Origin of the sequence: Marinobacter sp. ANT_B65, assembly GCF_002407605.1 — a bacterium.
In the GTDB taxonomy this organism is placed as follows: Bacteria; Pseudomonadota; Gammaproteobacteria; order Pseudomonadales; family Oleiphilaceae; genus Marinobacter.
In genome coordinates this window covers 725,607-740,478 of sequence record NZ_NXGV01000001.1, presented here as the reverse complement: position 1 = coordinate 740,478, position 14,872 = coordinate 725,607, and the positions used below count along the sequence as shown (strand labels likewise).

The window sequence follows — 14,872 nt, the reverse complement described above, 5'->3', positions numbered from 1 at the left end:
ATAAACAAACCAGCCGCTAGCCACCCGCCAACCCTCTTTTACAGGCTTTCACTTTTTTCTGCTGCAACCAGAGACCGGACACAATCATCACCAGGCCAATGTATGTGGACGGCAGAATCTGCTCGCCAAGAATAAAATAAATGAACACCAGAGACAGGAAAGGCGAGATAAATACCAGATTGCTCACCCTTGAGGTATTTTCGGCCTTTTTCATGGCGTAAGACCAGAGCACAAAGGCGATACCCATCTCAAAGGTACCCACATAAACCGCTGCGGCCAGCGATCCGGTAACGGGCAACACCAGCCCCTCTGTCCACCAGCAGATCAGCACTATCACCGGAAGACCGAACAGAAAGTTCAGAAACAACCCTACCACAGGGTCCCGGGTATCGCGGGTCGCAATGATCCAGTAGGACGCCCATACAAGCGTACTGCCTATGGCCAGCGAAACCCCCAGAGGATCCGAAAACCCCAGCGTGGTAACCGCGCCCCGCGTCGCAATGACGACCACCCCGGCATAGCAGACCAGGCCGGCCAGAATGTCCTGTTTGCGCAGACGATGCCCAAGAAAAGGCACAGACAGGTAAGCGAGCACCAGCGCCCAGGTATAATTCAAAGGCTGAGCCTCCTGGGCAGGCAGCCGGTCAAAGGCTCCAAACAAGAGAAAGTAATACAGGCATGGGTTGATCAGCCCCATACCAAAAGACTGAATGTACTGTTTTCTGCTCAGTGAAAACACCAGGTGCCAGCGTTTTTGTAACAACAGGATGGCGGCCATAACCAGCACAGAGGAGGCGCAGGCCACCAGTAACATCTGTACCGGCGCCAGATCCGCCAGTGCCAGCTTGAACGCTGTGGCAACAGTAGACCAGAGCAGAACCGTGCCCAGCCCATACAGCATTGCCGTTTTCTGATCGGTCATCAGTGCACTCCCTGCGGTGTTCCCGCATCAGGGTACTCTGAACCCGGCCCGCCACTGCCATCGCTGACTGGCTCGCTGGAGGCCAGCCAGCGATAAAGGGTTCGCCGGTTAATGCCCAGGATCTGTGCAGCACGGCGCTTGTTACCATTCACCGCGTGCATCACCTCACGCACATAATCCTGTTGCAGATGTTCGAGTGTCGGCCATTCAGAGATGTTGTCATCCGGGCGGGCAGATTGCAGATTCACAGCACCACCCTGTCGCTTCCGGATCCGCTCGGGCAGATGATCAGGCTGAACGGTGTCACCCTCACAAAAGGTGACCGCCCTTTCGATTGCGCTGGCCAGTTCACGGACATTCCCCGGAAACGGGTAATCCATCAGCACGCGGGAGGTAACCTCACTGATTTTCAGAAATCCGCGCTTATGACGTCTGGCAGCTTCCCGTATAAAATGCATGGCAAGCAGGTCGACATCATCGCCCCGCTCCCGGAGGGCCGGAATGCGAAGACTCAGGGTTTCCAGCCGATAATAGAGATCTTCACGAAAGCTTCCGTCCTGCACTGCTTTGGGCAGATCCATATGGGTTGCCGCCAGAATCCGGACATCCACAGGCTCTTCATGATCAGAGCCCACCGGTTTGACCATGCCTTCCTGCAATACCCTGAGCAGTTTCGCCTGCAGAGCCAGTGGCATTTCGCCTATTTCATCCAACAACAATGTGCCCCCATGAGCCTCGGAGAACAGGCCCTTCCGGGCCTGGCGCGCTCCGGTGAAAGCTCCCGCTTCGTGACCGAAGAACTCGCTTTCCATGAGTTCACCAGGGATACCTGCACAATTCACTGCCACAAAAGGCCCGGAACTCCGCTCACTGGACCCGTGAATAGCCCTCGCAACGAGCTCCTTACCGGTTCCACTTTCACCACAGATCAGAACGGCAGCTTCGCTACGGGCTATCTGCCGGATTTCAGACCGGAGCCGGACCATGCTTTCATGCTCACCAATAAGACCAAGAGTCTCATCAGTCCCGCTTTGTGAAAGAAACTGTTCCAACTGCCGGGTAAGATCGGCCTGAGTTAACAGCCGGTGTATTTTCAGGCGCAAGTGGTCCGTAGATAGGGGCTTGGTGAGAAAATCATCTGCTCCGGCTTTCAGTGCATCAACGGCCTGATCGACCGTTCCGAATGCCGTAATGACGATAAAAGGCAGGCTGTGACCATTCATCTGTGCTGCCTTCAGAAGCTCCAGCCCATCACCGTCAGGAAGGCGGAGATCTGAAACAACCAGGTCCGGCGTGTCTGCGGAGAGCAACCGGCAAGCTTCCTCTACTGTTCCTGCACGTGTGACCCGATAACCATCAAGCTCAAGCTCCTCACTCAACAGCAGGCCCAGACTGCTATCGTCTTCCAGCAACAGAATCTTTGCCTTGTTCTCGCTCATACGGTTTCCTCCACTGGCCAGAAAAGGCTCATCCTGCAACCTCCGGATTCACTACTTCCTATTTCAGCCCGGCCACCGTGCTCCTTCAATACGCTACTGACAACCGCCAGCCCCAGGCCAGTGCCTTCACCCGCTGCCCGGGTACTGTAGAAGGGTTCGAAGACAGCCTCCCGTTTTTCCATCGCTATTCCCGGACCATCGTCATCTACCCGCACTTCCCACTCATCAGATTTATGATGCAAGGATAAAACAACCTCCGAGCGTGCGGCCTGACACGCATTGCGCACCACGTTCAGACACGCCAGTTCCAGCCTGACGGGCTCCGCTTTTACCCTCGCACCCACATCAAAACCCTGGCTCAGCAAACGCTTGCCACGGCACTTTTCATCCTCACCGGCACGATCCAGCACATCTTCAAGAACAGCATCAAGGCTGACCGGCCTTCTTGAATCAGGTACATGACGGAAGCAGTCCAGCAATTGCCGGATAATGGTGGTCATACGCCCTACCTGACAGCTGATATCATCCAGTTGCCGGCGTTGCTCACTGGTAAGTCCGTGGCGAGCCAGAATATCGGCACGCCCTTGGATCACATTCAGGGGCGCACCCAGTTCATGGGCAACACCGCCAGCGACGCGGCCGATCATGGCGATTTTCTCCTGGTATTCCAGGCGTTCAGCAAGCTCCCGTTCTCTGGCTACGCGTTGCTGTATTTCCTCCTCCGCCCGGGCCATGCGTTCACCCATGTCCCGCACGCCACCGTATACCTGCCGCAATTCGCGCGGGCCGGATGGATCCGTATCAAGACGCCAATGGCCTGGAGCCAGCTCGGCCATGTTACTCAATAGTTTGCTTACATGGCGGCCAACCGCACCATAGTGACCAAGAACCACTACCAGAATGATAGTTACCGCCAGCGCCGACCAGATAGAGACAGCCCAAAGGCGGCTTGAAGCCAGCAACTCGTGAAAGTCGCTGCGCCTGCGGGTTATCTGAAGCAAGCCCTGAATCCTGCCATCGTCCGCTACCAGAGGTGTAAAGTGTGAAAAGACAGACTGCCCGTCCACCCTGCGAAAGGCTCCCCCAAGTTCGCCGCTATTGATGACCTGTTCCGCGCTGGCACTGTTGCCCACATCAGTATCAGCAAGACCAAGACTGGCAACCCGCGCTCCATCTTCGTCGAAGACCGACGCCCCCGACACACGACCAATCCTGAAAATCGACCTGAGGGAATCGCCGATCACCAACTCATCATTTTCCTGCATAGCCCGGGAAAGCGGGCCTCTGGCGGCCCGGGCGACCAGCTCCAGATCTTCCTGCAGGCGATCATTCAAGGCTTTTTCGACGGCACCAACTCCCAGATAGATTGCAAGACCACTGATAGCCAGCAAAGGCACCACAATGCTCAACACCAGAGTTAGCTGTATCGACCCGAAAACCTGGCCCGCGCTTCTCAGAGAAGATTTCATTTTGTCTCCAGTGACTTAACTGCCACACATTTCTGCCACATGTGGCATTTAGCCACAACCATCATTACCTGAGATTAACCAAGAACAAATGCCAACCAATTGTTATTTAAGGGTTTTATTATATATCAAAACCTGGCACAGGGATTGATTGGTTCCGGAAGACTGCAAATGAAACAGGAGATGACGACTATGAACAAGCTACTTGTATCCATTACTGCATCCATTGCCCTGCTTGCTGCTGGCCCGGCCCTGGCGCAACAAAACCCACAAAGCCCTGCCACAACCGGGGAATCCAGCGGATACACCAACCCTGCTGCTGCGGGCACTCAGAAAACCGACTATACCGACGCAGAGCTGAAGAAGTTCATTGGCGCACAGGAAGGCATCACGAAAGTCCGGGAAGAATACATAGAGAAAATCGAGTCAGCAGATTCACAGGAAAAAGCACAGGAACTGCAGATGGAAGCTAACGACGAGATGGTTTCAGTTATTGAAGGTTCGGGCATGGATATCCCGACCTATAACGCCATTGCAACAGCCTACAGCAGCGAACCGAAGGTACGTAACCGTATCGAAGCACTGATGTAAATACCGGTCGAAGCCGGACAGGCTGTTTGTCAGCATGGCCCCGCAATTGCGGGGCTTTTTGTGTGAAAACAAGGGTAGTTTTCGCAAGTCAGTTAACAGCAACGGGCACGGAAACAAACTTTACACCCTGCCGCGCCAACTCCGCTGAACCACGGGCCGTAAGTTCGGATATGAACTGGAACTGCTCTTTTGGATCAAACGGGTATGCCTTCAGGCGATAGTGCATACCCCAGGGCTTATTAAATACGATCACCAGCACAGGCTGCCAGGTCTTTGTTCGTGGGCTGGTAAACGCAACATCCCTGAGCAAATCCCGCACCCGGCTGACATCGTGGTTCGCTTCAAGATGAAAATCAGCCACGCACATCAGGTTATCAGTTCCATCGTTGCCGTTGGCAATCAGAGAGTTCCACAACTTGTTGTGAGGGATGATCACAACCGTATCGTCGGGTGTAACAATCTCGGCTGCACGCGTACCTATGGCCCGCACCTCGCCATATTGCCCATCAATCTCAATCCAGTCGCCAGGGCGATAAGGCATTTCATAAAGGGTCACAATGCCGGCAATCAGACTGTTGGCGTAATCCTTGAAAGCAAAGCCAAGAGCCAGCGCCAGAGCACCAAAGATCGCGACCATATTTTCAAATGAAGGCTCAACCAGAATAGGCACCACAATGACAATCGTGGAGAGAATAATCAGGAGGCGCAGCAAGGGTACAGACGCCAGAAGGTATAAACGCGGTTTGCCACCGAGTTTTTCAGCGACCCGGGGAAACACTTTCTGAATTGCCATAGTGATCAGTGAAGCGATCACGATAACGAATAAAGCCTGTAGCAGTGCCTGCCCCGTTATCGAGGCAAAGGCATCCTTGATTCCAAGATCATCGATCATTAGAACTCCTAGAACTGATCAAGCGGGAAACCCCAGCTCTGCAGGTGACGCCTGACGGTGGGGTAACCGATAGGTGTCACGCTCCAGCGTTTACTTGTCTGGTCACAAACCACCAGTTCTGCGCGACCCAGGCGTGACAGAACAAGACTGAGTTCGTAAACAGAAACACCAGTCACCGTCTCCAGTGAGCCCATATCCAGGCCGTTGTGCAACAACAATCCATGAAGCACAAAGCCAGTGACACTCTCCTTGCTTTGCGGCATAGCAGGAAGGCTTAGCCGGGCCAGCGGCACCACCCAGCAATCGGCTGCACAGCTTTGCGTCTTCGGCTTTTCATCGGCCTCTTCCAGTTTGGCGTCATCATCTGGCCGGGCCCGCAATGATCTCTGCCAGATAGCCAGAGCAACACCGGGATTCCCTCTGGACAAGGCAGCCAGATCACGCAGAAAAGTGCTGTATTTTCGTTTTTCAGTGTCGTCAGGTTTCGCCAGGGGCAGCACATACTGGCCATCGCTGGTCATTCTTGCTGTCACGACGCGATCACCACTACCCGATGCCAGGCGCGTGAACCAGACACCCAAACGCTCTGCATCCATAGGCGCGGGCGTCCAGGGTGACATCTGGGCATTCTCAAGATACTGGCCCCAGTATCGCCAGCACCAGCTAGAGCAGCCAACAATGCCCGTGCCCGTGTCGCCATTTGCGATCCGGCGAAACAACTCCTTGACCAGCGCCAGGCCGGAGAGGCACCGGAGCCAGAAGTCTGCAAGTTCGGGAATTACCCAGGGCCGTGATAAATCCTGCCTGTCCCACCATTCGCTGGCTTCCTGATCATCAAATGACAGGGCATCCGGAGGTAAAATGATTTCCCACTCTTCACCTCCACCTTCAATCGAGCCTGACTGTCCGGACCCGGAAAAGCATGCAAGGGCCTGTTGTACGCCAGAAAAAGGTGGCGCGACCAGGAAAACAACCTCGCGGCTGAGCGAGCCATCCTTTCGTGCAGCTTCAAGCCCGCATGCTATAGCGGCAGCCTGGTCAGCGTAGCCTGGCTCGGGCGCCAGCCGTCGCTTCTGGGCAGCAGACAGTTCCGGCAATTCATCCATGCTCTCGAAGGGTTCCTCAGCCTGTGACACGCCGGCGCGCAACTGTTCGAGGGCATGACGAATAGCATCCTTGAGCGAACGCCGCACAGATGTCTGCGGGAGTACCCACTGATCCACGGGAACCAGCCCACCGGGAAGGCAGGGATCGTCCTTATTCTCCTTGGCTTTGTCCTTCAAAACGACTCCTTGGCTTATTCCGGGATCAACCAGCTGCACTCATGGGAAATGCCCAGTGCCTGGTCACCGGCAATATCTTCAATCATGGCAGAAAAACGATCGCCAAACCCCCATGGCGGATTGACCACCAACATGCCAGAGCCGGTCATGCCACGCTCAGGGGGCATTCTGAGATGAACTTCACTGCACCACACCTTGCGCAGCGAGCTATCCTTGACGGCCTGTTTCAGCGCAGTTTGCAAATGGCTGGTAAGCACCGGATACCAGATAAGATAAACCCCATGGCGGCATTTCTGCCATGCTTTCTGCAAGGTATCTGCAACATCAAGGTATTCGGATTTGATTTCGTAGGAAGGATCAATCAACGTCAGCAATCTGGGTTGCGAGGGAGGCAGGCGCCGTAACAGCCCTTTCAGACCATCTTCGTGCAGCACCCGGGCACCATGCTCTGTAGCCCAGTCAGCAAGCTGACCACTTTCAGCAGGATGGAGCTCAAAAGCTGTCAATGCATCACCCGGGCGCAGAAACTGGCGAATCCAGGCAGGTGAACCAGGATAAACCGTGAGACGACCCTCGCCCGCGTTGAGGCGCGACAGCATCTGCATAACCGGCTGCCAGTCGCTGGACACTAAACCATTCCGGCTGGCCCAGAGTTTTTGCACGCCCGCATCGGCTTCCGCTGTTTTCCGGGCGCGCTCACTTTCAAGATCATAAACAGCACTACCCGCGTGGGTATCGAAACAGGCAATCGCGGATGGCTTGGCCTGCATCATAGAAAGAGCAAGCGTTAACACTGCATGCTTCTGAACATCAGCGAAATTTCCCGCATGGAAAGCGTGAAGGTAACTCAGCATAGGTAGGCTCCTGTAATCAGGAACCATTAAGCCCGAGCGCACGCCCTCTGTGCAAGGCAGAGTGCCTGAAAACACGTCCCTTATGGATAAGGGGTTCCGGCTGAGCTTCAGCCTGTGCGGCTGGTACCGGAAGGCGACCGTGTGCCAGTGTCTCCGTCATGACTCCCGCGCTGTCCACTGTCCCTGTCAACCGATTTGCGTAGCGACTGCCACGCCGAGAAAACACTTTTTGAAGAACCTGCTAGCTGAATCGCTGATCTACTCATGTTGTTTCTCTCCGAACCAAGACCATGTTCAGGTCAGAATTTAGCACTACCAATTTTATTTGCAAATGATTCTCATTAATTTTTATTATTTGTGTGTGCTGGCCACTCCTGTGCTGACCGCAGACAAAGCAGTCTTGCGTTGTGACGTTTTAGCCAACATAATACGAACGATAATACATCCTATTACCATAACTGTTCTTGCACCCGGAGTTTTCAATGAAAACAATGTTTCGACCAGCCCCTCTGGCACTCACCATTGCTGCCGCAATGAGCGCTGGCTGCGCCCTTACAGCCCAATCAGACTCAGCAGCAACGCAAGCTGCCACCAAAGCTTCGGTTGTCGAGCATTATGCAGATCTGGCTTACGCCGGCTATCAAGACGCACTCATCACAGCCAAAGCGCTGGATAAAGCCACAGACAAATTTCTTGCCAACCCGACTGAAGCCAACATGAAGGCGGCCAAAGAAGCATGGCTTGCGGCGCGCGTACCCTACCAGCAAACTGAAGTGTTCCGTTTTGGCAATACTATTGTCGACGACTGGGAAGGTCAGCTGAACGCCTGGCCGCTGGATGAAGGTCTGATCGACTACGTACAAGCCGACGATTACCAGTATGAACTGGGCAACGCCGGTGCGACTGCCAATATCATTGCCAGCAAAAGCATCAATGTAGGCGGCGAAACCCTTGATGTGACAGTCCTGACACCGGAACTGCTTGCCGACCTGAATGAGATAGGCGGTTCGGAAGCAAACGTAGCGACTGGCTATCATGCCATCGAATTCCTGCTGTGGGGTCAGGATCTGCAAGGCTTTGAGCCAGGCAACGGCCAGCGTCCAATAACCGACTACGCCACAGGAGCTGACTGCACCAATGGCAACTGCGAACGCCGGGGAGAGTATCTCGACGCGGTTACCGACCTTCTGATCTCCGATCTGGAGTGGATGGTCGCCCAATGGGCTCCAGATGCCTCTGATAACTATCGCAGCCAGCTTATGACTGCCGACGCAGACGAAGGCGTGCAGAAAATGCTGTTTGGCATGGGCTCCCTGTCGTTGGGCGAACTCGCAGGCGAACGTATGAAAGTAGCTCTTGAAGCCAACTCATACGAAGACGAACACGACTGCTTCAGCGATAACACTCATAACTCCCATTACTACAACGGCCAGGGCATACAGAATGTCTATACCGGCGACTATCGCCGTGTAGATGGCAGCCTGGTATCCGGCCCGTCCCTGTCTGACCTGGTAGCACAGAGCAACCCGGAGCTGGATGCACGCCTTGAGGCCGAGCTTGAAGCTTCAATGAAAGCGCTGGGTGTGATGAAATCCAAGGCAGAATCAAGCCAGGCCCCTATGACATTTGATATGATGATTGCACCGGGTAACACAAAAGGTTCAAGCATTGTAAACGGGGCCATCATGGCTCTGGTCGAGCAGACAGGCTCTATCGAGCAAGCTGCCCGCGAACTGGGTATCGAAGCCCTGTCACCGGATGATGCCGGCCACGCTTTCTGATAAAAGCCCTGCATAGGGAAAATATCCGGGGGCACAGTTGGCCCCCGGTATTCATATAATAAGAACGAGCCATGGACAGCCTGCTTTGAAAAGAGCGGTTTCTCCATGGCTTATTCAATTGTGCGGTGAGAAATGATGACCAGAAAACGACTACTGAATGCGCTGCTGCCATTGCTGTTCGGCATCAGCCTTTCGACCCATGCCAGTACCCACGCCGGTTTTCCGCTACAGGATAATGAAAATACCGGAGGCGATGGCACAGTCAGGCAATTCGATACCAATGCCTACTCCCTGCCCCAGGGCAACCTGTCGATGACCAAACGCCTGGACTTCAGCGTTGGTAACAGTTTTTTCCGCAACCCCTGGGTTGAAGCACCGGCCAGCACTACAGCACGGGATGGATTAGGCCCCCTGCTTAACACCAACTCATGCCAGGGCTGCCACGTCAAAGACGGTCGCGGCCACCCTCCTGGTGTCGACGAGCCGCCTGTGTCCCTGTTCCTGCGTCTGGCCGTACCGGCTGACCCGGAGATTGATGCCGAGATTCTGCGTACCCACGGTTTCAAACCGGCACCTGTATATGGCAGCCAGTTGCAGACAGCAGCCCTGCCTGCCGCGAAACCGGAAGCCGATATGGTGCTTACCTGGAAGACCGTAACCAAAACACTGGCTGACGGTACAAAGGTAGAGCTGCGTGAGCCCACATACACCATCGAAAACCCTAACTACGGCCCCCTGCCTGATGACCTTCTGATCTCTCCCCGGGTTGCACCACCCATGATTGGCATGGGGTTACTGGAAGCTATCCCGAGTGCTGAGCTTGAGGCGCTGGCTGACCCGCAGGATAAAAACGGTGATGGCATATCAGGAAAGCTCAATAAGGTCTGGGATCTCGCAACCGGACAGACAGTACCTGGCCGTTTCGGCTGGAAAGCCGCTGAACCCAATGTACACCAACAGAGCATGGGCGCGTTTGCCGGCGATATGGGGCTGACCTCCAGCCTGAAGCCCACCACTGACTGCACACCGGAACAGAACTGTGATCGTTTTACGGATGGAGGCCAACCAGAAGTCAGCGACAAGATTGCGAATTTTGTTACTTTCTATGCCAAGAGCCTGGCAGTACCTGCCCGACGTAACATGGGAGATCCCTCTGTACAAAAAGGCGCACAACTGTTTAACGAAACCGGATGCGCTGGATGTCACACTCCCCGACACACAACCGGAATCGACCCGGACCGTCCTGATCTGAGTGAACAGACGATCTGGCCATATACCGATATGCTGTTGCACGACATGGGACCAGCCCTGGCAGATGGCCGCGATGAATTCCTGGCTAACGGGAATGAATGGCGCACCCAGCCGCTTTGGGGCATTGGTCTGGCACAGACAGTAAATCCGCAAGCAGGCTTTCTCCATGACGGTCGGGCGCGAACTCTGGAAGAAGCCATTCTATGGCACGGCGGCGAAGCAGCCCCGGCTGTAGCACGCTTCAGCGAGTTCAGTGCCGAAAACCGTCGGGCTCTGCTCGACTTCCTGAATTCGCTTTAACGGAGCCCGATATGAAGCGCATGATATCTTCTGTTTCCCTTTGCCTTAGCTTGTCACTGGCCATTTCACCTTTAGCTGCGGCAGCTGGCAGCCCCGCTGGCGATCAGGACACAGACTATCGAAAACAATGGCACAGCGACATTTATGTCGGATATCAGACCCTGGCGGAACAGAGTCGGGCACTCAAAGATCAGGCAGAAACATACTGCAAAGCTCCTTCCGGCGAGGAGCTCAAGCAAACGAAGAAAGCATGGCTGGACGCATTTCTTGCCTGGCAGGAAGTCCGCTTTGTTGATTTCGGCCCGGTAGAACAGGGAAATCGCGCCTGGCAGCTCCAGTTCTGGCCGGATCCGAAAAACCTGGTGGCCCGTAAGGCATCGTTCCTGCTGAAAGATGATGCACCGCTTACACCCGAGCTGATAAGCCAATCCGGTGTCGCTGTACAAGGCTTTCCAATGGCCGAATTTATTTTGTACGACCAGGCATTCAATACCAGTGACAGAGCACTTCCCGCAGAGCACACCTGCAAGCTCCTGGTTGCGGTAACCAATCACATTGCCGACAACAGTAAAAATCTGGCCCGTGACTGGAATGACTTTCAGAGTAACTACGCTGGCAATGCCCAGTACACGGATACAACAATCAAGGCAGCCATGGCTGGACTGGAAATTCTTGAAGAACGCCGCCTGGCCGCTCCTATGGGATTGCGTGGCAACGGAAAACGTTCTGTATACAACGCGGATGCCTGGCGCAGCGGAACAAGCCTGATTGCCGCCGAAGCCAGCGTGCGGGGACTGAAAAACTACTTCCTGCCGGCGTTTTCCAGCCTGCTCCATGACCGGAAGCAGCCCGAACTGGCCCAGGACATCGAACAGCAGTTTGACGAAGTGCTGGCCAACTTTCCGGAGCTGAACCGGCCGATGGCGCTATTGCTGGCTGACGACAACGAGTTCAGATCACTTCAAAGCCTCTATATCGACATTACCCAACTGGCAGCGCTGGTAAACGACAGAGCCGCCGTTGAGCTTGGCATCGTACGCGGCTTCAATTCCAGTGACGGTGACTGAAGGAGCCCTGTACATGCCTGAACTGACTCGCAGAAGCCTGATCAAAGCGGCGCTGGCTGGTGGTGCAGTAATCACGCTAACCGGTTGCAGCATGTTGCCCGAAAAAGCTTCCAGCAAAGGCGTGCAGCAATATACCGGCGCCATAGGCCTACCCGGTGGTAATTTCGCTGTAGGCGCAATTGCACCAGACGGAACAATGCTCTGGCAGGCACCGGTAAGTACTCGCTGCCACAGTGGCTGCAATCGCCCCGGAACAGCCGAGGTGCTGTTCTTTGAGCGCCGCCCGGGCTGGTCATTTTATGTGCTCAACAGCAAAACCGGCGAACGCCTGCATCACATAAAGGCTGCCGAAGGTGAACACTTCGTAGGGCACGGCGTATTCTCCCGGGACGGACGGTTTCTTTATGCGACAGCCAGCCGCTACGATCCTGGCGAAGGTATTGTTGCGGTCTATGACAGCCAGCAAAACTATCAACGGGTGAACACCTTTGAACTGCACGGCACAGGCCCACACCAGCTTACCCTGCACCCGGACGGACGAACGCTCATAGTAGGGCTGGGGGGAATCCTGACCCACCCGGATTACGACCGCATCAAGCTCAACCTGGACTCCATGAAGCCTGCACTGGTTCTGGTAGACAGCCAATCAGGAGCAACTATCGGCAGATTCAGCCCCTCCCACCACCAACTGAGCACCCGGCATGTGGATGTCGCGCCAGACGGCACTATTTATGCTGCATATCAGTATCAGGGCCCGGCCCATGAACTACCTCCACTTATAGCGCGCTACAGTAAGGGCCGCTATGAAGAGATTGATCTTGGAGAATCAGTGCACCGGAAACTGGGCAACTATATCGCCAGTATTGTTGCGCACCCTGAAAATGATCTGGTTGCTATAGCCTCCCCTATTGGTGGCACGGCACTGGTCTTTAATGGCCGTTCAGGAAAAGTGCTTGAACAGGCTTCTATTGCAGACTGCGCCGGAGTCGAAGCCCTGGCCGGTGGCGACTTTCTGGTCTCCTCCGGTCGCGGCAAGCTGGTTCGCATTGGGAAGGGGCAGCCAGCCAGAGAAATCGCCAGCATGCCGGTGCAGTGGGATCACCACCTGGTATAACAGGACGCGGATATGTACGTCAGGGTTCAGGGGTACCGGCGGGGCTGGTATCCTTGGTTCTCCATTTTCCGGAGGACGACAGCTTGTCGCAGCAACAGAACCCCACACCGAACACCCCCCCCTCGGAAGAAAGCACTCAGGCGTCAGCCCATGCTCTTGGGCAGTCTGTTGAACGGCTGTATAGCCTGATCGCCAACGAGGAAGATGCGCGGGTCTGTAAAGATATTCCGGCAGAAGCCTGCAGTGCAGTACCCGGCAATTTTTTCCTGATTCTTGCTGCCAACGTATTGACCAAGCTGGGCGACCTGTTGATCAGCCCCAAAACAGTGTTGGCGTGGCTGATGAGTGCCGTTGGAGCACCTGCTCTCGTAGCCTGGCTTGTACCCATCCGGGAATCAGGCTCCATGGTGCCGCAGATGATAATTGCGGCCTGGGTTCGTCGTAAACCTGTGCGTAAATGGTTCTGGACGCTGGGAAGCTTTGGGCAGGCAGTAAGTGTTACTGGCATGGCCGCGTGCGTCTGGTTTCTTGAAGGCTATACCGCCGGCAGCGGTATTGTAGGCGCCTTGATTCTGTTTTCCCTGTCACGAGGTTTCTGCTCAGTTGCCATGAAAGACGTCCAGGGGAAATGCGTTCCGAAAACCCGCCGCGGCAGGCTTTCGGGCCTGGCCACCACCATTGGAGGCACTGCTACAGTTATTCTGACGGTATTACTGTTTTGGGAACGGGGCGACCCCACTCTCGCCTTTTACAGCCTTCTTCTTTTGCTGGCGGCTGCACTCTGGATTATTGCCGGGTTTCTGTTTGCCGGCGTGAAAGAACAGGAAGGGGAAACCAGTGGTGGTGGCAACGCCATCAGAGAAGCATTCAAAAGCCTGTCTTTGCTGCGGGACGACGCCCCTTTCAGGAACTTCGTAATTACCCGCGCACTGTTACTATGCTCGGCTCTTGCCTCGCCTTATTTTGTCGTTCTGGCCCAGAAAGAATCTGATACAGCCTTGCTGCTGGGCGTGTTTCTTCTGGCAAGCAGTCTGGCCAGCTCTGTATCTGCCAGTTTCTGGGGCTGGATGGCCGACTCGTCCAGCCGCAGAGTCATGATTCGCGGGGCTGCTATCGCCAGCACTGTATGCCTGTTGGTTGGTTTTACTGCCATGTTTGCAGGCACAGGTCTGGGCAACGGCTGGTTTTATCCCCTGGCTTTCTTTGTGCTGAGCATTGCCCATGCAGGCGTCAGACTGGGCAGAAAAACTTATCTGGTGGATATGGCTGGTGGCAACAAGCGCACAGACTACACCGCAGTCAGCAACACCGTGATAGGCATTTTATTACTGGTGACCGGAGGGTTTACGGCGTTGATTTCACTGATCTCAGACGCCGCAGTCATATTGGTACTCGGACTTATGGGGTTGGCCGGGACATTCAGCGCACTTCGGTTAAAGGAAGTAACCGACGACTGATTTGTATGTCGCCGGGAGACGGTTCAGACAGGTGCCTTGCCATCATTCAGTGCCAGGGCACCTTTTACAATGCGATAGATGAACCAGATCGATATACCCAGGAGAATGAACCATCCGACAATCAGAAAGGTGGTCACAATACCGATAACGCTCCATAACAGTCCTATCCAGAAAGTACGGATCTGCCAGCGAAAATGGGGCTCCACCCATGTGTTGCGGACATCGTCCAGCTTGACGTAATTGATGATCACCCCAACCAGTGCGGTAATGCCACCCAGAAAAAACGAAAGCCCCTGAAGAATATAAACGGCAACGGCGAGATTGCGCACGGGATCAGACCTGCGTGACACTTCATCCGTCTCCAGTTCGACAGGAATAAATTCCGGGTCAGCCAAAGCACTTCTCCTTTTCCAATGTAAGCTGAAAGTTTAACACACCCCCTCGCGCGGGCTTCC

At 54.8% G+C, this 14,872-nt stretch carries 13 protein-coding genes; 6 read left to right on the top strand and 7 right to left on the bottom strand.

The window, feature by feature from the left end:
• Positions 1 to 16 precede the first annotated feature (16 nt).
• From CPA50_RS03565 to CPA50_RS03555, 3 genes are read right to left on the bottom strand one after another with little or no spacing between them, the layout of a single operon-like run.
• Positions 17 to 922 carry a DMT family transporter gene (locus tag CPA50_RS03565; RefSeq protein WP_096781085.1) on the bottom strand — a complete coding sequence of 302 codons (906 nt, stop codon included), beginning with the start codon at positions 920 to 922 and terminating at the stop codon, positions 17 to 19.
• Positions 922 to 2,361: a sigma-54-dependent transcriptional regulator gene (locus CPA50_RS03560; RefSeq protein WP_096781084.1), complete on the bottom strand. Its 1,440-nt coding sequence runs from the start codon at positions 2,359 to 2,361 to the stop codon at positions 922 to 924. Before CPA50_RS03560 ends, CPA50_RS03565 begins: the two co-directional genes overlap by 1 nt.
• On the bottom strand, positions 2,358 to 3,830 hold the full coding sequence (locus tag CPA50_RS03555) for an ATP-binding protein (RefSeq protein WP_096781083.1): 1,473 nt from the start codon (positions 3,828 to 3,830) through the stop codon (positions 2,358 to 2,360). The genes CPA50_RS03560 and CPA50_RS03555 overlap by 4 nt, the downstream gene beginning before the upstream one ends.
• Positions 3,831 to 4,019: 189 nt before the next feature.
• Between CPA50_RS03555 and CPA50_RS03550 the strand changes: the two genes are divergently transcribed.
• The gene (locus CPA50_RS03550) at positions 4,020 to 4,418 is read left to right on the top strand and encodes a DUF4168 domain-containing protein (protein WP_096781082.1); all 399 of its coding nucleotides are present in this window, start codon (positions 4,020 to 4,022) and stop codon (positions 4,416 to 4,418) included.
• 88 nt (positions 4,419 to 4,506) lie between these two features.
• On the opposite strand, the gene CPA50_RS03545 is transcribed toward CPA50_RS03550, so the two are convergent.
• The 3 genes from CPA50_RS03545 to CPA50_RS03535 are packed head-to-tail and all read right to left on the bottom strand — an operon-like array spanning position 4,507 to position 7,447.
• The gene (locus CPA50_RS03545) at positions 4,507 to 5,310 is read right to left on the bottom strand and encodes a mechanosensitive ion channel family protein (RefSeq protein WP_227519478.1); all 804 of its coding nucleotides are present in this window, start codon (positions 5,308 to 5,310) and stop codon (positions 4,507 to 4,509) included.
• Between the two features lie 8 nt (positions 5,311 to 5,318).
• Positions 5,319 to 6,593, bottom strand: a complete 1,275-nt coding sequence (locus CPA50_RS03540; protein ID WP_096781081.1) for a hypothetical protein — start codon at positions 6,591 to 6,593, stop codon at positions 5,319 to 5,321.
• Between the two features lie 14 nt (positions 6,594 to 6,607).
• On the bottom strand, positions 6,608 to 7,447 hold the full coding sequence (locus tag CPA50_RS03535) for a 23S rRNA (adenine(2030)-N(6))-methyltransferase RlmJ (RefSeq protein ID WP_096781080.1): 840 nt from the start codon (positions 7,445 to 7,447) through the stop codon (positions 6,608 to 6,610).
• 482 nt (positions 7,448 to 7,929) lie between these two features.
• Between CPA50_RS03535 and CPA50_RS03530 the strand changes: the two genes are divergently transcribed.
• The 5 genes from CPA50_RS03530 (at position 7,930) to CPA50_RS03510 (ending at position 14,417) form a co-directional block, all read left to right on the top strand.
• Positions 7,930 to 9,228 carry an imelysin family protein gene (locus tag CPA50_RS03530; protein ID WP_179397147.1) on the top strand — a complete coding sequence of 433 codons (1,299 nt, stop codon included), beginning with the start codon at positions 7,930 to 7,932 and terminating at the stop codon, positions 9,226 to 9,228.
• Positions 9,229 to 9,363: 135 nt separating this feature from the next.
• The gene (locus CPA50_RS03525; RefSeq protein ID WP_096781079.1) at positions 9,364 to 10,779 is read left to right on the top strand and encodes a di-heme oxidoredictase family protein; all 1,416 of its coding nucleotides are present in this window, start codon (positions 9,364 to 9,366) and stop codon (positions 10,777 to 10,779) included.
• 11 nt (positions 10,780 to 10,790) lie between these two features.
• Positions 10,791 to 11,846: an imelysin family protein gene (locus CPA50_RS03520; protein ID WP_096781078.1), complete on the top strand. Its 1,056-nt coding sequence runs from the start codon at positions 10,791 to 10,793 to the stop codon at positions 11,844 to 11,846.
• Positions 11,847 to 11,859: 13 nt separating this feature from the next.
• Positions 11,860 to 12,960, top strand: a complete 1,101-nt coding sequence (locus CPA50_RS03515) for a DUF1513 domain-containing protein (protein WP_096781077.1) — start codon at positions 11,860 to 11,862, stop codon at positions 12,958 to 12,960.
• 176 nt (positions 12,961 to 13,136) lie between these two features.
• Entirely contained in the window at positions 13,137 to 14,417 is a 1,281-nt protein-coding gene (locus CPA50_RS03510) for an MFS transporter (RefSeq protein ID WP_264753985.1), read from the top strand.
• A gap of 23 nt (positions 14,418 to 14,440) precedes the next feature.
• On the opposite strand, the gene CPA50_RS03505 is transcribed toward CPA50_RS03510, so the two are convergent.
• Positions 14,441 to 14,812, bottom strand: coding sequence for a DUF4870 family protein (locus tag CPA50_RS03505; RefSeq protein ID WP_096781075.1), 372 nt, complete (start codon positions 14,810 to 14,812; stop codon positions 14,441 to 14,443).
• Between the last annotated feature and the right edge of the window lie 60 nt (positions 14,813 to 14,872).

Bases quoted from the DNA above. Each gene is read 5' to 3' on its own strand.
- CPA50_RS03525 (WP_096781079.1), top strand. From the start codon at position 9,364: ATGACCAGAAAACGACTACTGAATGCGCTGCTGCCATTGCTGTTCGGC.
- CPA50_RS03545 (WP_227519478.1), bottom strand. From the start codon at position 5,310: ATGATCGATGATCTTGGAATCAAGGATGCCTTTGCCTCGATAACGGGG.
- CPA50_RS03520 (WP_096781078.1), top strand. From the start codon at position 10,791: ATGAAGCGCATGATATCTTCTGTTTCCCTTTGCCTTAGCTTGTCACTG.
- CPA50_RS03550 (WP_096781082.1), top strand. From the start codon at position 4,020: ATGAACAAGCTACTTGTATCCATTACTGCATCCATTGCCCTGCTTGCT.
- CPA50_RS03560 (WP_096781084.1), bottom strand. From the start codon at position 2,361: ATGAGCGAGAACAAGGCAAAGATTCTGTTGCTGGAAGACGATAGCAGT.
- CPA50_RS03565 (WP_096781085.1), bottom strand. From the start codon at position 922: ATGACCGATCAGAAAACGGCAATGCTGTATGGGCTGGGCACGGTTCTG.
- CPA50_RS03530 (WP_179397147.1), top strand. From the start codon at position 7,930: ATGAAAACAATGTTTCGACCAGCCCCTCTGGCACTCACCATTGCTGCC.
- CPA50_RS03555 (WP_096781083.1), bottom strand. From the start codon at position 3,830: ATGAAATCTTCTCTGAGAAGCGCGGGCCAGGTTTTCGGGTCGATACAG.
- CPA50_RS03515 (WP_096781077.1), top strand. From the start codon at position 11,860: ATGCCTGAACTGACTCGCAGAAGCCTGATCAAAGCGGCGCTGGCTGGT.
- CPA50_RS03535 (WP_096781080.1), bottom strand. From the start codon at position 7,447: ATGCTGAGTTACCTTCACGCTTTCCATGCGGGAAATTTCGCTGATGTT.